This window comes from Albimonas pacifica (assembly GCF_900113695.1).
Classification (GTDB): Bacteria; Pseudomonadota; Alphaproteobacteria; order Rhodobacterales; family Rhodobacteraceae; genus Albimonas; species Albimonas pacifica.
The window spans coordinates 39,338-57,185 of the sequence record NZ_FOQH01000016.1 but is presented as its reverse complement, the minus strand read 5'-3'; the positions used below and the strand labels follow the sequence as shown (position 1 = coordinate 57,185).

At 74.3% G+C, this 17,848-nt stretch carries 20 protein-coding genes and 1 tRNA gene; 18 read left to right on the top strand and 3 right to left on the bottom strand.

What is annotated here, in order from left to right; genetic code table 11:
- From BM064_RS24900 to BM064_RS24880, 5 genes are all read left to right on the top strand, one after another.
- Positions 1–767, top strand: a 767-nt coding sequence (locus BM064_RS24900) for a UDP-N-acetylglucosamine 1-carboxyvinyltransferase (RefSeq protein WP_143103447.1), incomplete at its 5' end; no start/stop codon positions are given.
- 386 nt (positions 768–1,153) lie between these two features.
- Entirely contained in the window at positions 1,154–1,642 is a 489-nt protein-coding gene (locus BM064_RS24895) for a DUF2948 family protein (RefSeq protein ID WP_092865707.1), read from the top strand.
- 467 nt (positions 1,643–2,109) lie between these two features.
- Positions 2,110–3,438 carry a histidinol dehydrogenase gene (gene hisD / locus BM064_RS24890; protein WP_092865704.1) on the top strand — a complete coding sequence of 443 codons (1,329 nt, stop codon included), beginning with the start codon at positions 2,110–2,112 and terminating at the stop codon, positions 3,436–3,438.
- Positions 3,435–3,905 carry a UPF0262 family protein gene (locus BM064_RS24885; RefSeq protein ID WP_092865701.1) on the top strand — a complete coding sequence of 157 codons (471 nt, stop codon included), beginning with the start codon at positions 3,435–3,437 and terminating at the stop codon, positions 3,903–3,905. Before hisD ends, BM064_RS24885 begins: the two co-directional genes overlap by 4 nt.
- Positions 3,906–3,915: 10 nt before the next feature.
- Positions 3,916–4,362: an arsenate-mycothiol transferase ArsC gene (locus BM064_RS24880; RefSeq protein WP_092865698.1), complete on the top strand. Its 447-nt coding sequence runs from the start codon at positions 3,916–3,918 to the stop codon at positions 4,360–4,362.
- Between the two features lie 607 nt (positions 4,363–4,969).
- On the opposite strand, the gene BM064_RS27680 is transcribed toward BM064_RS24880, so the two are convergent.
- Entirely contained in the window at positions 4,970–5,482 is a 513-nt protein-coding gene (locus tag BM064_RS27680; protein WP_177236397.1) for a DUF992 domain-containing protein, read from the bottom strand.
- A gap of 337 nt (positions 5,483–5,819) precedes the next feature.
- Here BM064_RS27680 and infA point away from each other — a divergent pair, with 337 nt between their 5' ends.
- The 9 genes from infA to BM064_RS24830 all read left to right on the top strand — a co-directional run bounded on the left by infA (position 5,820) and on the right by BM064_RS24830 (position 10,591).
- Entirely contained in the window at positions 5,820–6,038 is a 219-nt protein-coding gene (gene infA, locus BM064_RS24870; RefSeq protein WP_092679644.1) for a translation initiation factor IF-1, read from the top strand.
- 4 nt (positions 6,039–6,042) lie between these two features.
- A complete protein-coding gene (locus BM064_RS24865; protein WP_092865693.1) occupies positions 6,043–6,726 on the top strand; it encodes a Maf family protein in 684 nt (227 codons plus the stop codon).
- The gene (locus tag BM064_RS24860; RefSeq protein ID WP_092865690.1) at positions 6,723–7,823 is read left to right on the top strand and encodes a ribonuclease E/G; all 1,101 of its coding nucleotides are present in this window, start codon (positions 6,723–6,725) and stop codon (positions 7,821–7,823) included. The genes BM064_RS24865 and BM064_RS24860 overlap by 4 nt, the downstream gene beginning before the upstream one ends.
- Positions 7,824–7,941: 118 nt before the next feature.
- The gene (locus BM064_RS24855; protein ID WP_092865687.1) at positions 7,942–8,124 is read left to right on the top strand and encodes a DNA gyrase inhibitor YacG; all 183 of its coding nucleotides are present in this window, start codon (positions 7,942–7,944) and stop codon (positions 8,122–8,124) included.
- Between the two features lie 87 nt (positions 8,125–8,211).
- Positions 8,212–8,287: transfer RNA gene (locus BM064_RS24850), tRNA-Phe, on the top strand.
- Positions 8,288–8,433: 146 nt separating this feature from the next.
- Complete coding sequence (locus BM064_RS24845) at positions 8,434–9,102, top strand: TetR/AcrR family transcriptional regulator (protein ID WP_092865684.1); 669 nt, start codon at positions 8,434–8,436, stop codon at positions 9,100–9,102.
- A complete protein-coding gene (locus BM064_RS24840) occupies positions 9,099–9,503 on the top strand; it encodes a VOC family protein (protein WP_092865681.1) in 405 nt (134 codons plus the stop codon). Before BM064_RS24845 ends, BM064_RS24840 begins: the two co-directional genes overlap by 4 nt.
- The gene (locus BM064_RS24835; RefSeq protein WP_092865678.1) at positions 9,503–9,988 is read left to right on the top strand and encodes an SRPBCC family protein; all 486 of its coding nucleotides are present in this window, start codon (positions 9,503–9,505) and stop codon (positions 9,986–9,988) included. Before BM064_RS24840 ends, BM064_RS24835 begins: the two co-directional genes overlap by 1 nt.
- Positions 9,989–10,150: 162 nt before the next feature.
- Positions 10,151–10,591 carry a very short patch repair endonuclease gene (locus tag BM064_RS24830; RefSeq protein WP_092865675.1) on the top strand — a complete coding sequence of 147 codons (441 nt, stop codon included), beginning with the start codon at positions 10,151–10,153 and terminating at the stop codon, positions 10,589–10,591.
- A gap of 39 nt (positions 10,592–10,630) precedes the next feature.
- Here BM064_RS24830 and glpK read toward each other — a convergent pair whose 3' ends face one another.
- Positions 10,631–12,118, bottom strand: a complete 1,488-nt coding sequence (glpK, locus tag BM064_RS24825; protein ID WP_092865672.1) for a glycerol kinase GlpK — start codon at positions 12,116–12,118, stop codon at positions 10,631–10,633.
- 233 nt (positions 12,119–12,351) lie between these two features.
- Here glpK and speE point away from each other — a divergent pair, with 233 nt between their 5' ends.
- The 3 genes from speE (at position 12,352) to BM064_RS24810 (ending at position 14,826) form a co-directional block, all read left to right on the top strand.
- Positions 12,352–13,215: a polyamine aminopropyltransferase gene (gene speE / locus BM064_RS24820; RefSeq protein WP_092865669.1), complete on the top strand. Its 864-nt coding sequence runs from the start codon at positions 12,352–12,354 to the stop codon at positions 13,213–13,215.
- A gap of 71 nt (positions 13,216–13,286) precedes the next feature.
- The gene (locus BM064_RS24815) at positions 13,287–14,081 is read left to right on the top strand and encodes a hypothetical protein (protein WP_092865666.1); all 795 of its coding nucleotides are present in this window, start codon (positions 13,287–13,289) and stop codon (positions 14,079–14,081) included.
- The gene (locus tag BM064_RS24810; protein ID WP_092865663.1) at positions 14,074–14,826 is read left to right on the top strand and encodes an ATP-binding cassette domain-containing protein; all 753 of its coding nucleotides are present in this window, start codon (positions 14,074–14,076) and stop codon (positions 14,824–14,826) included. Before BM064_RS24815 ends, BM064_RS24810 begins: the two co-directional genes overlap by 8 nt.
- A 363-nt stretch (positions 14,827–15,189) precedes the next feature.
- Here the strand turns inward: BM064_RS24810 and pdxY are convergent, their stop codons facing one another.
- Positions 15,190–16,020: a pyridoxal kinase gene (gene pdxY, locus BM064_RS24805; RefSeq protein WP_177236396.1), complete on the bottom strand. Its 831-nt coding sequence runs from the start codon at positions 16,018–16,020 to the stop codon at positions 15,190–15,192.
- Positions 16,021–16,336: 316 nt separating this feature from the next.
- On the opposite strand from pdxY, the gene BM064_RS24800 reads away from it, so the two are divergent.
- Positions 16,337–17,632, top strand: a complete 1,296-nt coding sequence (locus BM064_RS24800) for an HlyC/CorC family transporter (protein ID WP_092865719.1) — start codon at positions 16,337–16,339, stop codon at positions 17,630–17,632.
- The last annotated feature ends 216 nt before the right edge of the window (positions 17,633–17,848 follow it).

Genomic DNA, 17,848 nt, shown 5'->3' with positions numbered 1-17,848 from the left:
GCGCCACCGAGAACGCGCTGATGGCCGCGACGCTGGCCAAGGGGACCACGGTCCTGAAGAACGCGGCGCGCGAGCCCGAGATCGTGGACCTCGCCGACTGCCTGCGCGCGATGGGCGCGCGGATCGAGGGCGACGGGACCTCGGAGATCACCGTCGAGGGGGTCGCCGCCCTGCGCGGCGCCACCCACCCGGTGATCGCCGACCGCATCGAGCTGGGCACCTACATGCTCGCCCCCGCCATCGCCGGCGGCACGGTCGAGCTGCTGGGCGCGCGCCGCGTCCAGGCCGGCGCCCTGTGGGACCGCATGGAGGAGGCGGGCCTCGCGCTCGAGGAGACCTCGCGCGGCATCGTCGTCACCCGCCCCGACGGCCGGGTGAAGCCGCTGCACGTGATCACCGAGCCCTACCCCGGGTTTCCCACCGACCTGCAGGCGCAGCTGATGGCGCTGCTGACGCTCGCCGAGGGCGAGAGCGTGCTGGAGGAGCGGATCTTCGAGAACCGCTTCATGCACGCCCCCGAGCTGCAGCGGATGGGCGCGCGCATCGACGTGCACGGCGGCGTGGCGAAGATCCGCGGCGTGCCGGCGCTGAAGGGCGCGCCGGTGATGGCGACGGACCTGCGCGCCTCGGTCAGCCTGGTGCTGGCGGGGCTGGCGGCGGAGGGCGAGACGGTGGTGGGGCGCATCTACCACCTCGACCGCGGCTACGAGCGGCTGGAGGAGAAGCTCTCGGCCTGCGGGGCGGACATCCGCCGGCTGCGCGACTGAGCGGAGCGGTCTGCAGGCGCCCTGCGGGCGGGCTTGGCTGGGTCGGTTCTCGTGGCGGCCGATGGGAGGCGCCGGGAAGGTCGGGAGCCTCCGGCGGGCTCCTGACTCACCCAAGAACAAGCCCCGCGCCTGGTCTCCGGAGCCGTCCATCGCTTCTGGCCTGCCTGAGCGACTCGCCCCCCGGGGTCAAGGACAAGCCCCCCTGCGGGGGGTCGCTTCGCGATCCTTGACCCCGGGGGGCGAGTCGCTCCGTCGGCCGCCAGCGACGGACGGCTCCGGAGAACAGGCGCTCCCGCAGGGGGCCTGCCCTTGCCACCCGGGCGCCCGGTCCCCTATCTGGGGCGCGGGCGGGATCTGTTGCAGCGCCGAAGGGCGCAGGGGGAGCGATGAGCGACGCACGTTTCGAAGACGCGGCCGAGCGGCCGATCCGCCTGCGGGCCGAGAGCGCGGAGGACCTCGAGGTCGTCTCCGCCCTGCTGCAGGACGCCGCCGGCGTGGCGGGCGACCTCGCCTGGATGCGCCGCAAGCGCCGCTTCGCGCTGTTCCTCAACCGCTTCCGCTGGGAGGACCGCGAGCGCGCCGAGAAGGCCGGCCGCCCCTACGAGCGGGTGCGCTGCGTGGCGCTGGTCGAGAACGTCGAGAGCGTGCGCGCCGCCGGCGTCGACCCGTCGGAGCGCGGCCAGGCGCTCTCGGTGCTGCGGCTGGAGTTCGCGGGCTCGCCCGACCCGGAGGACCCCTCGGGCCTCCTGCGCATCATCCTCGCCGGCGACGGCGAGATCGCGATCCAGGTCGAGGCGCTGGAGGTGCGGGTCGAGGACGTGACCCGCCCCTACCTGGCCCCCTCCGGCAAGGCCCCGAGCCACCCCGGGGATTGAGGGCGGCGGTCCTGCCTAGCCCTCCCCTCGGCCCGCGCCATCCTCCCTCCCCGCAAGCGCCGCGGCCCGGGGCGGGCGCCGGCGCGACGCCCACCGGCCCTCGCCGAGCGCCTATTCTCCGGAGCCGTCCGTCGCGGGCGCCGATCAGAGCGACTCGCCGGGAGCGGTCAGGGATCGCGCAGCGACCCGCGCTTGCGCGGGCTTGTCCTTGACCGCTCCCGGCGAGTCGCTCAGGCAGCCTAGGCGATGGACGGCGCCGGAGAACAGGCGCGGGGCTTGTTCTTTGGTGAGTCAGGAGCCCGCCGGAGGCTCCGCAGCCAGCCGCTCCCTCGCCCCTCGCCCCATCCGGCGCGACGCCGCCGCGCCCGCCCGCAGGGCGCCTGCGGACCGCTTCCGCGATGTTCGCCCCCGGTTGTGACCGCCGCCGCCGCCCGCTATCACCGCGGAACGCTGATTTCGGAGGCCCCATGCCCGTCACGCTCCGCGCCGACGCCCCGGATTTCGAGAGCCGGTTCCGCGACCTCCTGTCGATGAAACGGGAGTCCTCGCCCGAGGTGGACGACGTCGTGGCGGCGATCCTCGACGACGTGCGCAAACGCGGCGACGACGCGGTCATCGACCACACCGCGCGCTTCGACCGCATGCAGCTCGCCCCCGACACGCTCGCCATCTCCGAGGAGGAGATCGCGGTCGCCTGCGCCGCCGTCCCCCCCGAGGAGGCCCGCGCGCTGGAGATCGCCGCCGAGCGGATCGAGGCCTACCACGCCCGCCAGCGCCCCGAGGACGTCTCCTTCCAGGACCCCCACGGCGCCACGCTGGGCTGGCGCTGGACGGCGGTCGAGGCGGCGGGGCTCTACGTGCCGGGCGGGCTCGCCTCCTACCCCTCGTCGCTGCTGATGAACGCGATCCCCGCGCGGGTGGCCGGCGTCGAGCGGCTGGCGGTCTGCATGCCGACCCCGGGGGGCAAGGCCAATCCGCTGACCCTGCTCGCGGCCCGGATCGCGGGCGTCGACGAGGTCTGGCGGATCGGCGGCGCGCAGGCGATCGGCGCGCTCGCCTACGGCACCGACACGATTCGCGCCGTCGACAAGATCGCCGGCCCCGGCAACGCCTACGTGGCCGCCGCCAAGCGGCGGGTCTTCGGCACCGTCGGCATCGACATGATCGCCGGCCCCTCCGAGATCCTGGTCATCGCCGACGCGACGGCCAACCCCGAGTGGGTCGCCATGGACCTGATGTCCCAGGCCGAGCACGATCCCTCCGCCCAGTCGATCCTCGTCACCGACTCGGCCGCCCTCGCCCAGGCGGTGATCGCGGCGGTCGAGCGGCTGCTGACCCGGCTCGAGCGCGCCGAGATCGCCGCCGCCTCCTGGCGGGCCAACGGCGCGGTGATCCTGGTGCGCGACATGGCCGAGGCCGCCGCCGTCTCCGACCGGATCGCGCCCGAGCACCTCGAGATCGTCACCGCCGACCCCGAGGCGGTGGCCGCGAACATCCGCCACGCCGGCGCGATCTTCCTCGGCGCCTTCACGCCCGAGGCGATCGGCGACTACGTGGGGGGGCCCAACCACGTGCTGCCCACCGCCCGCTCGGCGCGGTTCTCGTCGGGGCTCTCGGTGCTCGACTTCATGAAGCGCACCACCATCGCGCGGATGACGCCCGGCGCGCTCGCCGCCATCGGCCCCGCCGCCGAGACCCTGGCGCGCTCGGAGAGCCTGGAGGCGCACGCGCTCTCCGTCGGCCTGCGCCTCGCGGCGCTCAACGAGGAGGAAGCCTCGATGGAGTCCGGGACATGAGCCGTCTGGTCGCCGTCACCCTCGACGAGGCGGGCCTCGCGCCCCCCACGCCCGAGGTCGAGCAGGAGCGCAAGGTCGCGATCTTCGACCTGCTCGAGGAGAACGCCTTCGACGTGCAGAAGGAGGGCGTGCCGCCGGGCCCCTACCGGCTCGACCTCTCGATCCGCGACCGCCGGCTGGTCTTCGACATCCGCACCGAGGCGGGCGAGCCCGCCGCCGAGTTCCACCTCTCGCTCGGGCCGTTCCGCCAGATCATCAAGGACTACTTCGCGATCTGCGAAAGCTACTACGACGCGGTGAAGCGGCTGCCGCCCTCCCAGATCGAGGCGATCGACATGGGCCGGCGCGGCATCCACAACGAGGGCGCGCGGATCCTCGAGGAACGGCTCGAGGGCAAGGCGGTGGTCGATGCCGACACCGCCCGGCGCCTGTTCACCCTGGTCTGCGTCCTCCACTTCCGCGGCTGAGGGCAGACGCTTGGCCGAGCTCCCCGCCTCGATCCTGTTCTGCTGCGATCACAACGCGGTGCGCTCGCCGATGGCCGAGGGGATGATGAAGAAGCTGCACGGGGCGCGGGTCTTCGTGCAGTCGGCGGGCGTGAAGCACGACATGGACGTGGACCCGTTCGCGGTCGCCGCCTGCGCCGAGATCGGGGTGGAGCTGACCGCCCACAAGGTGCGCTCCTTCGAGGACCTGGCGATGGGCGGCGACCAGATCGACAGCTACGAGCTGATCGTGGCCCTCTCCCCCGCCGCCCAGCGCGCGGCGCTCGACCAGACCCGCTGGTTCGCGACCGAAGTGCGCTACTGGCCGACGCTCGATCCCACCGGGATCGGACAGACGCGGGAACAGAAGCTCGACGCCTACCGGCAGACGCGCGACCAGATCCTGGCGAACCTGCGCCGGGAGTTCCCGGCGTTCTGAAGGGGTTCCCGGGCTCGCAGGCGCCCTGCGGGCGGGCTTGGCCGGGGGGCGCCTGGCGGGACCGTGGTCACGGACTGCCGGCGTCGAAGCCTCCGGCGGGCTCCTGACTCACCCAAGAACAAGCCCGCGCCTGTTCTCCGGACCCGTCTCTCGCTTGCGATGCCTGAGCGACTCGCCCCCCGGGGTCAAGGACAAGCCCCGCTGCGCGGGGTCGCTGCGCGATCCTTGACCCCGGGGGCCGAGTCGCTCTGGTCGGCATCCGCGAGAGACGGCTCCGGAGAACAGGCGCTTTGCGGGGCCTGGCGGGCGTCGCGCCAGGGGCGCCCGGGGCGGACGTCGCGAAAGGGGGGAAGACGGGAAGGGCCCGGGGGAGGGCACAGGCAGCGACGCGCCCCGCTTGTGCGGGGCGCGCCTCTCCCGGGCGGGGGCGGACGGGGCGCGAGGGACGACGCCCGGTCCGGCCGCTGGCGAGCCTCGAGGGATCGAAGGCTCTGGGTTCACGAAGGACGCCGGGGCGGCGGGCCGTCGGGCCTCGCCCCGGCGCGCGGATCCCGCGCCGGGAAACCGGGCCCGGCCGCGGATCGGGTCCGCGGCCGGGCCGAGCGGCTTACGAAGGGTCGACCGCGCGCAGCTCCATCGACTCGAGGCCGACCGCGAGGCCGTAGCCCTCCTTGCCGGACACCGACAGCGGCTGCAGCGAGATGGCGTCGGACTCGCCGCCCACCAGCACCCGCACGCCCGCGCCGTAGGCCACCGAGACGTCGGCCGAGGCGCCCACGTACTCGCCGTCCATCATCGTGGGGTTGAACTTCTCCTGCGTGGTCAGCACCGCCCACTTGATCACTTCCTGGTCCGTGGTCGAGAGATCCACGCCCCACTTGGTGATGTTGGCGACATACGTGCCGTCGAACTGGTCGTCCTGCGCGTCCAGCGAGCACACGTACTCGGTCTTGGCGCGGATGATGTCGTTGTCCTTGGCGGTCAGGTCGCAGGTCAGCACCCCGACTTCCACAGCCGCCTCGCGCTCGTTGGCCTGGCCCGCGGCGAGCGCAGGGGCGGAGACCGCCGCGGCGGCGGTCAGGGCCAGAGCGGAAAGGCCGGCGATCTTGCGGTTGATCATGGTGTCCTCCGTTGTTCCGGGGCGCAGCCTGTCGTGGCGCGCCTCGGTCCAAGAGATGGGCGGGCGTTCCGCGCCTTCAACGCGGTTCGCAACAACACCCCGACTTCGCCCCGATTTGGGCGGCGCCGCCGCAATCGACGCGAGTTCGGCGGGAAAACGCCCGCGTCCTTGTCCGGGCCCCGCACGCGGGCCCCGCGTCTCCCGTCCCCGCCGCCCCCGACTTCGCGCCCGCTCGTCCGCGGCGCCTTGAAATCCGGCGCGCAGGGCGCCATACCCCCCGGCACGCGACGCGCAGGGGCGCGCCGCGGCGATCCCTGTTTGCTGCTCCGGAGATGGCATGGCCAAGGAAGAGACTCTCGAATTTCCCGGGGTCGTTGTCGAACTTCTGCCGAACGCGACCTTTCGGGTGAAGCTCGAGAACGGCCATGAGATCATCGCCCACACCGCGGGCAAGATGCGCAAGAACCGCATCCGCGTGCTGGCGGGCGACAAGGTCCAGGTGGAGATGACGCCCTACGACCTGACCAAGGGCCGCATCACCTACCGCTTCAAGTAAGACGATGACCGCCGACCCCGCCCCTGCGCCGCAGGCGCCAGGCGCGGACGGGCCGGCGGCCGATCCGGCCCCCCGCCGGACGCCCGACGCCGCCGGGCCGCGCCTCGTGCTCGGCTCCGCCTCGCCGCGCCGGCTGGCGCTGCTCGCCTCGATCGGGGTCGTCCCCGACGCGGTGATCCCCGCCGACATCGACGAGACCCCGAAGAAGGACGAGGAGCCCCGCCCCTACGCCCTGCGCCTCGCGCGCGAGAAGGCGAAGGCGGTGGCCGCGGGCCTCGGCGGGGACGACGCGGTGCTCGCCGCCGACACGGTCGTCGCCGCCGGCCGCCGGATCCTGGGCAAGCCGCAGGACGAGGCGGAGGCCTATGGGTTCCTCTCCCTCCTCTCCGGGCGCCGACACCGCGTGATCACCGGCGTCGCCCTGCGGCGCGGCGGCCGGGAGTGGACCCGCCGCGTGGAAACCCAGGTCCGCTTCAAGCGCCTGTCGGACGCCGAGATCTCGGCCTACCTGCGCTCGGGCGAGTGGCGCGGCAAGGCCGGCGGCTACGCCATCCAGGGCATCGGCGCCGGCTTCGTCCCCGCCATCAACGGCAGCTACACCAACGTGGTGGGCCTGCCCCTGGTCGAGGTCGCGAACCTCCTCCAGGGCGCGGGCGTGCCCGTCACCTGGGAAGGATCCCCCGCATGAAGGGCCGCGCCGTTCTGATCCTCGAGGACGAGCCGAAATGGCCCGCCCTCGCCGCCCTGATGGTCGACGGGCGCATCGAGGACCTTGCCATCGACCCGCCCGAGAGCGACCCCGCCCCGCGGCTCGAGGCCGTGCACCTGGCGAAAGTCATCCGCCGGGTCGAGGCCATCGGCGCCCTGTTCCTGGACCTCGGCGACGGCCGCGAGGGCTTTCTGAAAGCCCCCCGGAAGGCCCGCCCCGGGGAGAAGCTCCTCGTCCAGGTCGCCCGCCATGCCGAGCCCGGCAAGGCGACCCCCGTCTCCGACGAGCCGCTCTACAAGGGCCGCTACGCGATCCTCACGCCCCATGCGCCCGGCATCAACGTCGCCCGCCGCGTGCGCGACGAGGACGAGGCCGCCCGCCTGCGCGTCATCGCCGAGGAGGCGCTCTCCGCCCTTGGCCTCGGCGCCGAGGCGCTGGGCGAGGCCGCCCCCGGCGCCATCCTGCGCTCCGCCGCCGAGGGCGTGGACGAGGAGGCGATCCACGACGACGTGGCGGCGCTGGCCGAATTGCTCAACGCCGCCCGCGCCGCCGAGGCCGAGGGCGGAGAGCCCGCCGAGGTCGTCGCCGCCCCCGACGCCGTGACCCGCGCCTGGCGCGACTGGGTCGACCCCGAGCCCGAGGAAGTGATCCGCGGCGACCTGCGCCTGTGGGACGACATGGGCGCGCTCGACCAGCTCGGCGCGCTGCTGCGCCCGCGCGTGGATCTCGGGACCGACGCCTGGATGATGGTCGAGCCGACCTCGGCCCTGACCGCGATCGACGTGAACACCGGCGGCGATTTCTCGACCGCCGCGGGACTGAAGGCCAATCTCGCCGCGCTCGCCGACCTGCCCCGCCAGCTGCGCCTGCGGGGCCTGGGCGGGCAGATCGTCATCGACCTCGCCCCCCTGTCGAAGCGCGACCGCAAGCAGGCCGAGACCGCCATCAAGCGCGCGCTGCGCGAGGACCCCGTGGACACCCAGGTCCTCGGCTGGACCCCGCTGGGCCACATCGAGCTGACCCGCCGGCGCGAGCGTCGCCCCCTGCGCGAGCTGCTGCCCCGCGACTTCTCCTGACCCATGGGGCGCGCGCCCTGCGCGCCCCTGCCCGCCTCGCCGCGCGCCCCGCCCTCGCGGGGCTTGCCGCGTTCCCGGATAGGCGCGACCCTGCCCCCGCCGCGAAAGGAGCCCGCCCATGCCCTGCCCGATCTGCCGCAAGCCCACCGTCCAGGCCTATCGCCCGTTCTGCTCCAAGCGCTGCGCGGACGTGGACCTGGCGCGCTGGCTGAACGGCGCCTACGCCATTCCTGCCGTCGAGGAGGACGACCCCGACGCCGAGGACGCGGCCCTGCCCGCGCCCCGTGACGCGACGTCCTGAAACCGGCCGCACAAAATCCTCCGGAGGCTCTTGTCAGCCCCTCCGCCATTCGATATCTCCCCCCTCGCGCCGCCAAGACGGCGCCCCGCCCGGGTAGCTCAGTTGGTAGAGCAGCGGATTGAAAATCCGCGTGTCGGTGGTTCGAATCCGCCCCCGGGCACCACGCCCCCCCCATCCCCGAAATGATCCCAAGCGGCCCGCTGGGGTTTGCGCGCTGCGTCGGCCGCATCTGCGATCCGCGTGCGTCAGTCTTCGCTTGCCAAACATACCGACCAGTCGGTATTAAGCTTCTGCCTCAAGGAGACCCGCATGCCCGACGACCCCGCCCCCCGTCCTGCCCGCATCCGCCGCGGCGACGCGCGCCCGGCGCTGCTGGACGCGGCGCTGTCGGTGTTCCGGGCGCAGGGCTATGCGGGGACGACGGTCGACGACCTCTGCCGCGCAGCGGGCGTGACCAAGGGCGCGTTCTTCCACCACTTCGCCTCGAAGGAGGCGCTGGCCGTGGCCGCCGCCGGCCATTTCGGGCGCATGGCCGACGGCCTCTTCGCCGCCGCGCCCTTCCGCGCCCATCCCCGCGCCGCCGACCGTGTGCTGGGCTACGTGGCGCTGCGCTGCGCGCTGATGCAGGGGCCGATCGAGAGCTGGACCTGCTACGCCGGAACCCTGACGCAGGAGGTCTGGGCCTCCCACCCCGCCATCCGCGAAGCCGCGGCGGCCGAGATCCTGGGCCATGCCGAACGCCTCGAGCCCGACTTCGCCGAGGCGCTGGCCGACGCCGGGGCCGACCCCGCCGAGGCCGCCTCGCTTTCGCGGCACGTCCAGGCGGTTCTTCAGGGCGCCTTCGTGCTCGCCAAGGCCGCCGGAGACGCGGCCCCCGCGCGCGAAAGCGCGGCCCACCTGCTCGCCTATCTCGCCGGCCGGCTCGGGACCTCCGTCCCGCAGATCCCCCCGGCGCCGTTCCAGGGAGGAACATCATGACCCAGACGCCGCCCCTTTCGGGCGTGATCCCCTACATCGGCCTGAACGGCCGCGCGGCGGAGGCCTCGGCCTTCTGGACCCGCGCCTTCGGCGCGACCGAGGTGGCGCGCATGCCGTCCGAGGATCCCGACCGCCTGATCCACCTGCAGATGGAAATCAACGGCGGCGGCCTGATGGCCTCGGACATGAGCGACCCGGCCTCGCCCTACGTGCCGCCCCAGGGCTTCCACCTGCAGATCGTGGTCGACGACGCCGACGCCTGGTGGGCCCGCGCGCTGGAGGCGGGCTGCGAGGTGAGCGTGCCCCTGCAGACCATGTTCTGGGGCGACCGCTGGGGGATGGTCGTCGACCCGTTCGGCCTGCTCTGGGCCGTCGACGAACCCGCCGCGGGAGAGGCCTGATGCCCGAGATCCTGGACGTGACCCCCTCCACCCCGCGCGAGCTCGCGATCCGTCGCCGCCTCGCCGCGCCGCGCGCCGCGGTATGGCGCTGCTGGACCGAGCCGGCGCTGCTGGAGCCCTGGTTCTGCCCGCGTCCCTGGCGGGTCACCGACGTCTCGCTGGACGTGCGCCCGGGCGGGGCGAGCTCGATGATCATGCGCGGGCCGGACGGCGAGGCCTTTCCCAACGACGGCGTCTACCTCGAGGTCGTCCCCCAGACGCGGCTGGTGTTCACCGACGCCTTCCGCGCCGGCTGGGTGATCGCGGACGAGCCCCTGTTCGTCGGCATCGTCGAGCTGGAGGACGCGCCCGAAGGCGGCACGCTCTACACCGCCCGCGCCCGCCATTTCACCGACGAGGGCAAGGCCAGCCACGAGGCGATGGGCTTTCACGAGGGCTGGGGCGTCGCCGCCGAGCAGCTTGAAGAAACCGCGGCAAGCCTCTGACCAACCTTTTCGAAGCCGGCGACGCCCCCTCCGGCGTCGCCGTCTCCGCTCCTGCCGTTGCGCGTGAAGGCCCGGCGCGAACCCGTTCGTGGCGCTCGCCTTCCACCCCTTGACCCGGGCCGCCCGGTCCGCACCTTGTGCGGTCGGGACAGGGGAGGCCGGATGACGGACGTGTTCGACGCGGCTACGCGCTCGCGGACCATGGCGGCGGTGAAAGGGCGCGACACCTCGCCGGAGATGCGGCTGAGGAAAGCCATGCATGCCATGGGCTTGCGGCACCGTCTTCAGGTGCGCGCCCTGCCCGGCAGCCCCGATCTCGTCTACCCCCGCTTCCGCGCCGCGGTCTTCGTGCACGGCTGCTTCTGGCACCGCCACCCGGGCTGCCCGCGCGCCACCACGCCCGCCACGCGAACCGACTACTGGCTGCCGAAATTCGAGCGCAACGTCGCCCGTGACGCGCGGGCTCTGGCCGAGCTGACGGCGCTGGGCTGGCGCGCCGCTGTGGTCTGGGAATGCGCCCTGACCGTGCGCCGAACCCCGGCGACGGCGCAGGCGCTGGCCGAGTGGCTGCGCGGCGACGCGGCCGCGCTGGAGCTGCCCTGATCTCTCAGCTCCACCCTGCAAGCCCCTGTCAGGTCTCGGTCAGGTCTCGGTCAGCGTCCGGCGCACCGCGTCCCGCCAGCCCGCGATCTTCCGCGCCCGGTCGTCGTCGGGCATCTTCGGCTCGAAGCGGCGGTCGAGCTTCCAGCTCTGCGCGAACTCCTCCATCCCCGGCCAGACCCCGGCCTTGGAGCCCGCCAGCCACGCCGCCCCCAGCGCGGTCGTCTCCAGGATCTTCGGCCGGTCCACCGGGGCGTCGAGCATGTCGGCGAGGAACTGCAGCGCCCAGTCCGAGGCGGTCATCCCCCCGTCGACGCGCAGCACCGTGTCGGCCTCCCCCTCCGGCCAGTCGCGGCGCATCGCCTCCAGCAGGTCGAGCGTCTGGTAGCCCACGCTCTCCAGCGCCGCGCGGGCGAGCTCCGCGGGCCCCGTCGCCCGGGTCAGCCCGTGGATCGCGCCGCGCGCGTCTGGATCCCACCAGGGCGCGCCGAGGCCCGCGAAGGCCGGCACCAGATAGACCGACTGATGCGGGTCCGCGGCCTCCGCCAGCGCCTGCGTTTCAGAGGCATGGCGGATGATCTTCAACCCGTCCCGCAGCCACTGCACCACCGCGCCGGCGATGAAGATCGAGCCTTCCAGCGCATAAGTGGTCTTGCCGTCGATCCGGTAGGCGATGGTCGAGAGCAGCCGGTTCTCCGACAGCACCGGCCGCTCGCCGGTGTTGAGCAGCGCGAAGCACCCCGTCCCGTAGGTCGACTTCAGCATCCCCGGCCGGAAGCAGGCCTGGCCGACGGTCGCCGCCTGCTGGTCGCCCGCCACGCCCAGGATCGGGATCGGCGCGCCGAACAGGTCCGCCCGGGCCATCCCGAAATCGGCATTCGAATCAAGCACCTCCGGCAGCAGGCTCTCAGGGATCCTGAGCAGCTTCAGCATCTCCTGGTCCCACTGCTGCTCATGGATGTTGTAGAGCAGCGTGCGCGAGGCGTTGGTGGCGTCGGTCGCATGCACCTCGCCCCCCGTCAGGTTCCAGATCAGCCAGCTGTCGACGGTGCCGAAGGCGAGCTCCCCGCGCTCGGCCCGCTCCCGCAGCCCGTCCTGGTCGAGCATCCACGACAGTTTCGAGCCCGAGAAATACGGGTCCAGCAGCAGGCCGGTGCGCTCGCGCGCCATCCGCTCGTGGCCCTGCTCCTTGAGCTCGTGGGTCATCTCGGCGGTGCGCCGGTCCTGCCACACGATCGCGGGGGCCACGGCGCGCCCGGTCTTGCGGTCCCACAGCACCACCGTCTCGCGCTGGTTGGTGATGCCGATGGCCGCGATGTCGCCGGCGCGCACGCCCGCGCGCTCCATCGCCTCGCGGCAGGTGGCGGCGGTGGTCGACCACAGGTCGGAGGGGTCGTGCTCGACCCAGCCCGAGCGCGGAAAATGCTGGCGGAACTCCTCCTGCCCGGCGGCGACCACCGCGCGGTCCTCCCCGAACAGGATCGCCCGCGTCGAAGTGGTTCCCTGGTCGATGGCCAGAACGTAGCCCATCCGCGCCTCCCTGCGTTTCTTCGCAGGGAAGACTTGCAGCCGATCCGCGGCCCGGCAACCCCCGGCGGCGAAGCGCCCGTCCCCCGAGGCGGCGCACCCTCCGTGGGGCGGAGAGCGCCTCCATGCCGCGGCGGAGGGCCCGCCCGCCAATCCTCGGGTTGCCTCCCGCCCGGCCGCCGTCTAGGCAGGCCGAAGCCCGCTTTCGCCCATCCCCCGCAGGAGACCGCCCGCCCATGACCGACATCCGCGAAATCCCCGGCTGGACGGTGGAGACGCTGCACGAGGACCATGCCCAGGCCCTGCGCGAGACCGCGCTGCTCTATGACAGCGAGACCGAGCACCAGCGCCTGCGCGTGTTCCGCAACCCCACCTTCGGGCGGATCCTGACGCTCGACGGCGTGGTGCAGGTGACCGAGGGCGACGAGTTCATCTACCACGAGATGATGACCCACGTGCCCGTGCTCGCCCACGGCGCTGCGAAGCGGATCCTGATCATCGGGGGCGGCGACGGCGGCATGGCCCGCGAGGCGCTGCGCCACAGGTCGGTCGAGCATGTCACCATGGTCGAGATCGACGCGGGCGTGGTCGAGTTCTCCAAGACCTACATGCCCTCGATCTCCGACGGCGCCTTCGACGACCCGCGCCTCGACCTGCAGATCGCCGACGGGGCCGAGTTCGTGCGCCGCGACATGCCAGGCTACGACGTGATCATCGTCGACTCCACCGACCCCATCGGCCCGGGCGAGGTCCTGTTCACCGACACCTTCTACGGCCAGGCCCACCGCCTGCTGAACGAGGGCGGCATCCTCGTCACCCAGAACGGCGTGCCCTTCCTGCAGGGGCAGGAGCTGACCAACACGCTGCGCGCCTTCAAGGCCCTGTTCGCGGACTGGACCTGCTACATGGCCACCATCCCCACCTATGCCGGCGGGCCGATGGCCTTCGGCTGGGGCTGCAAGGGCGAGGCGCGCTCCACCTCGCCCGCCACGATCGCCGCGCGCTTCAAGAAAGCGGACATAACCACCCGCTACTATACCCCCGACGTTCACGTCGCCGCCTTCGCGCTGCCCCGCTACGTGCTCGACCTGATGCCCTGAGCTCCGGCTCCTGCGCGACGGCCCGGGCCCGGTGGGCGGCGTCGGGCGGCGCGCAGGCTGCGGGAGGCTGCATGGAAGGCACGGGCGAGACGCTCGCCGCGACGCCCGACGCCGGGACCGGCGCCGGGTCCTTCGCCGCGCCCCCCGCCTCCGGGCCGGGGGAGACGCTGGGGGAGGCGGTCTCGCTGATCCTGTCGCTCGATCCGCTGCTGGTCGAGATCGCCACGCGCAGCCTGGTCGTGGCGCTCTGCGCCACGGGGGCGGCCTGCGCGCTGGGCCTGCCGCTCGGCGCGGCGCTGGCCTTCGCCTCGGCCCCGGGGCGTCGGGCTCTGGCCGGGACGCTGGCCGCGCTGGCCGCCCTGCCGCCGGCCAGCGTGGGGGTGGCCGCGGGCCTGGCGCTGGCGGCGACGCCCGCCGGCGCGGCGTTGCTGGGCACGCCCGCGGCGCTCGCGCTCGCCCAGGGCCTTCTGGCCTTCCCCGTCGCCGCCGCCCTCGCCTGCCGGGCGCTGGCGGCCGAGCGTCGGACCCATGCGGCCACCCTGCGCGCCATGCGCGTCCCGCGCCTCTTCGCCCTGCGCACCCTGCTGGGCGAGGCGCGCCCGGCGCTGCTGGCGGCCGCGCTCGCCGCGCTGTCGCGGGCCCTGGGCGAGACGGGGGCGGCGCTCGCCGTCGGCGGGGCCATGCCCCATCGCACGCAGCTGCTGGGCGCCGCCGCCGCGATGGGCCCGGGCGCCGCGGTTCCGGAGGCGGCGCGGGCGGCGGCCCTCGCCGTCGCGCTGGCGCTGACGCTCGCGGCGCTGGCGCTCGCCCTGCATCTCGCCGCGGCGCTGCTGCGCCCGGCGCAGGAGGCGCCCGCCCATGCCTGAGCGCCCCGAGGTCATCCCCTTCCCCCCGCCCCGCCGCGCCCCGCCGCCGCCGCTGCCCGAGCCGCCGCCCGCGCTCGACGGCGCGGTGGCGCTTCACGCCGGGCGGCGGCTGCTCGACGGGCTGACCCTGCGCCTGCCCGGGCGCGGGGTCACGGCGCTGCTGGGTCCGCGCGGCGCGGGCAAGACCCTGGCGCTGGAGGTGCTGGCGGGCCTCGTGCCGCTCGACCTCGGCGAGGTGCACGCGCTGGCGCCGGCGACGGCGCTGGTCCCGCGGGGGGCCGCGCTCCTGCGCCGCCCGGTGCGCGCCAACCTCGACCACGCGCTGCGGGCGGCCCGGGTGCGCCGGCGCGAGCGGCCCGCGCGGATCGAGGCGCTGCTCTCGCTCGCCGGGCTCGCCGCGCTCGCCGATCGTCCGGCGCGCGCCCTGCCGCCCGGGGAGGCTAGGCGTCTCGCCGTCGCCCGGGCGCTGGCGGCGAGCCCGCGGCTCCTGCTCCTCGACGAGCCCGCAGCCGGGCTCGACCCGCGCGCCGCGGCCGAGCTCGACGCCCTGATCCGCCGCATCGTCGCCGAGGACGTGGCCGTGCTCCTCGCCACCGACGATCCGCTGCAGGCCGCCCGCCTGGCCGAGCACACGATCTTCATGCACCGCGGCCGCGACCACGAGACCGGTCCGACCGCCGAGCTCCTCGCGCGCCCCGTCTCCGACCCCGCCCGCGCCTGGCTCTCCGGCCAGCTCCTCCCCTGACCGCCCCCGGCCGCCTCGCGGACCCTGCGCCTTCCCCTTTCCCGACGCCCGCCCCATGCGCCCCTCGCGCAACGCCCGCCAAGCCTCGCAAAGCGCCTGTTCTCCGGAGCCGTCTCTCGCGGATGCCGCCCGGAGCGACTCGCCCCCCGGGGTCAAGGATCGCGCAGCGACCCCGCGCAGCGGGGCTTGTCCTTGACCGCGGGGGGCGAGTCGCTCAGGCATCGCAAGCGAGAGACGGATCCGGGGAACAGGCGCGGGCTTGTTCTCGGGTGAGTCAGGAGCCCGCCGGAGGCTCCCTCCTCCCCGGCCCCTCGAACCGCTCCCCGGACGCCCCCCGGCCAAGCCCGCCCGCAGGGCGCCTCCTCACCCCAGCCGCGTGCTCTGCGCCGGCCCGGCCGCCCGCCACTCCGCCTGGGCCAGCACGACCGGCATGTCGTGGCGGCCCAGCCGCTCGGCGGCCTGCGCCGCCGCCCAGGCCGCGCCGGCGGCCCTCGCCGCCGCCTGCGGCACGTCGAGCCCCTTCATCAGGCCCGCCATCGTCACCGCCGCCACGAAGTCCCCCGCCCCGTTCAGCGCCCGCGCCACGCGCGGCGTCGTCGCGAGCCAGGCGCCCTCGGCCGTCTCGCTCAGCAGCCCCACGCCGTCGCCCACCGGCGCCGAGGTCACGATCACCGCCCGGGGCCCCGCCGCGCGCAGCGCCGCGGCGGCGGTGCAGATCTCCTCGATCGTCGCCACCGGCCGCCCCGTCAGCCAGCCCAGCTCGAACCGGTTCGGCATCGCCACGTCCGCGAGCGGCAGCAGGCGGGTGCGGTAGATCTCGCCGACCTCGGCGGGCAGGTAGAGCCCCGGCCCGTCGTCCCCCAGAACCGGGTCGCACAGGTAGAGCGCCCCCGGCCGCGCCGCCTTCGCGGCCTCGACGAGGCCCGCGACCGCCTCCGCCGTCTCCCCTGCGCCGAGGTAGCCGGTCAGGATGCCCGCGCAGTCCGCCAGCACGCCGGCCGCGGCCAGCCCGCGCCCCAGGGCCGCGATCTCCTCGCCCGGCAGGCGGCGCCCCTGCACGCCCGGCGTCGCCGCGTGGCCCGAGAGCACGACCGTCGGCGCCACCACCGTCTCGATCCCCTCCGCCGCCAGCGCGAAGGCCGAGGCGCCGTGCCCCACGTGCCCCGCCGCGACCAGCGACTGGATCGACAGCACCCGCCCCGCCTCCCGTTCCCGCCGTTCCGCCACGTCGTCCCCCGCGTGCTCGAGTCCTTTCGGCCGGCCCCCGCCTTGTCCGGGCCGCCCTCGCGCCCCATAAGGAGGCCTCCGGCCGTCCCCCGCAACCGCCTCGACCACAAGGAGCGCCCCGCCCGTGACCCCCGATCCGCGAGCCGCCGCCGACGCCCTCGCCCCGGGCGCCCCGTTCGCAGACCCCTCGGGCGCGTCGGAGGCGCCGCTGCGCCTCGCTCAGGCGGGCGGCCCGGCCTCCGACGGCGGCGCCCAGGCCGCCTCCGGCCTCGCCGACGGCGCGATGACCATCGCGGGCGTGCCCGCCGAGGTGCTGGGGATCGGCGCGGGCATCGTGCTGCTGCTGGTGGTCTCGGCCTTCTTCTCGGGCTCGGAAACGGCGCTGACCGCCTCCTCGCGCGCCAAGCTGCACGGCATGGCCGACCGCGGCTCCAAGGGCGCGCAGGCGGCGCTCAGGGTGAAGGAGGACGGCGAGCGGCTGATCGGCGCGATCCTGGTCGGCAACAACATCGCCAACATCCTGGGCACCGCGCTCGCGACCTCGCTGTTCACCCTGCTGGTGGGCCCCAACGGCATCGCGGTGGCGACGCTGGCGATGACCGCGATGGTGGTGGTCTTCTCCGAGATCGCGCCGAAGAACTACGCCTATTCCAACCCCGAGCGGGCGGCGGCCTTCGTGGCCCGTCCGATCGAGGTGGTGGTGCGCATCCTCGCCCCCGTGGTCGGCGCGGTGACCAAGGGCGTGCGCCTGTTCCTGCGCCTTTTCGGCGTGCGCATGGACCCCGAGGCCCATGCGCTGGCGCTCGACGAGATCCGGGGCATGGTCGACCTCCACCACTCCGAAGGCGCGGTGGAGAAGGCCGAGCGCGACCGCCTGCTCGCCGCCCTCGACCTGCGCGAGCGGGAGGTGGCCGAGGTCATGCGCCACCGGCGCAACATCGAGACGATCGACGCCTCGCTGCCGCCGGCCGAGATCCTCGACTTCTGCCTGAAGTCCGCCCACACCCGCATTCCGCTCTGGCGGGACGAGCCCGAGAACATCGTCGGCGTGGTCCACGCCAAGGACCTGCTGCGCGCCGTGCACCGCCTGACGGCGGACGCCTCGGACGGGTGGACGGCGCTGCAGCGCCTGGACGTGGTCGAGGTCGCCATGGAGCCCTGGTTCGTCCCCGACACCACCTCGCTCGACGAGCAGCTTCGCGCGTTCCTCACGCGGCGGTCGCATTTCGCCCTGGTGGTGGACGAATACGGCGCCCTGCAGGGTCTGATCACGCTCGAGGACATCCTCGAGGAGATCGTGGGCGACATCGCCGACGAGCACGACGCCGAGGTCGAGGGGCTGACCCGCCTGCCCGACGGCGCGCTGATCGTGAACGGGGCGACGACGATCCGCGATTTCGTGCGCGCCACCGACTGGACCCTGCCCGACGACGAGGCGAACACGATCGCCGGCCTGGTGATCCACGAGGCCCAGGCGATCCCCTCGGCGGGCCAGATCTTCTCCTTCCACGGCTTCCGCTTCGAGGTGCTGGAGCGGCGGCGCAACCAGGTCACCCGGCTGAAGGTGAAGAAGCTCTGACGGCGGGCGGGCCCGGCCCGGGGACCGCAGCCCCAGGCGTCGGCACGGCGGACGCGTCGCCAGGCGGTGGGGAGCGGTCTGCAGGCGCCCTGCGGGCGGGCCTGGCTGCGGCGCGCGCGGGGCGGCGGAGGCGCGCGAACGTCTGCGGCGGCGCCTCCGGCGGGCTCCTGACTCACCCAAGAACAAGCCCGCGCCTGTCCTCCGGATCCGTCCATC

Coding starts and splice junctions, on each gene's coding strand:
- BM064_RS24895 (WP_092865707.1), top strand. CDS start 1,154: ATGAGCGACGCACGTTTCGAAGACGCGGCCGAGCGGCCGATCCGCCTG.
- hisD (WP_092865704.1), top strand. CDS start 2,110: ATGCCCGTCACGCTCCGCGCCGACGCCCCGGATTTCGAGAGCCGGTTC.
- BM064_RS24885 (WP_092865701.1), top strand. CDS start 3,435: ATGAGCCGTCTGGTCGCCGTCACCCTCGACGAGGCGGGCCTCGCGCCC.
- BM064_RS27680 (WP_177236397.1), bottom strand. CDS start 5,482: ATGATCAACCGCAAGATCGCCGGCCTTTCCGCTCTGGCCCTGACCGCC.
- infA (WP_092679644.1), top strand. CDS start 5,820: ATGGCCAAGGAAGAGACTCTCGAATTTCCCGGGGTCGTTGTCGAACTT.
- BM064_RS24865 (WP_092865693.1), top strand. CDS start 6,043: ATGACCGCCGACCCCGCCCCTGCGCCGCAGGCGCCAGGCGCGGACGGG.
- BM064_RS24860 (WP_092865690.1), top strand. CDS start 6,723: ATGAAGGGCCGCGCCGTTCTGATCCTCGAGGACGAGCCGAAATGGCCC.
- BM064_RS24855 (WP_092865687.1), top strand. CDS start 7,942: ATGCCCTGCCCGATCTGCCGCAAGCCCACCGTCCAGGCCTATCGCCCG.
- BM064_RS24845 (WP_092865684.1), top strand. CDS start 8,434: ATGCCCGACGACCCCGCCCCCCGTCCTGCCCGCATCCGCCGCGGCGAC.
- BM064_RS24840 (WP_092865681.1), top strand. CDS start 9,099: ATGACCCAGACGCCGCCCCTTTCGGGCGTGATCCCCTACATCGGCCTG.
- BM064_RS24835 (WP_092865678.1), top strand. CDS start 9,503: ATGCCCGAGATCCTGGACGTGACCCCCTCCACCCCGCGCGAGCTCGCG.
- BM064_RS24830 (WP_092865675.1), top strand. CDS start 10,151: ATGACGGACGTGTTCGACGCGGCTACGCGCTCGCGGACCATGGCGGCG.
- glpK (WP_092865672.1), bottom strand. CDS start 12,118: ATGGGCTACGTTCTGGCCATCGACCAGGGAACCACTTCGACGCGGGCG.
- speE (WP_092865669.1), top strand. CDS start 12,352: ATGACCGACATCCGCGAAATCCCCGGCTGGACGGTGGAGACGCTGCAC.
- BM064_RS24815 (WP_092865666.1), top strand. CDS start 13,287: ATGGAAGGCACGGGCGAGACGCTCGCCGCGACGCCCGACGCCGGGACC.
- BM064_RS24810 (WP_092865663.1), top strand. CDS start 14,074: ATGCCTGAGCGCCCCGAGGTCATCCCCTTCCCCCCGCCCCGCCGCGCC.
- BM064_RS24800 (WP_092865719.1), top strand. CDS start 16,337: ATGACCATCGCGGGCGTGCCCGCCGAGGTGCTGGGGATCGGCGCGGGC.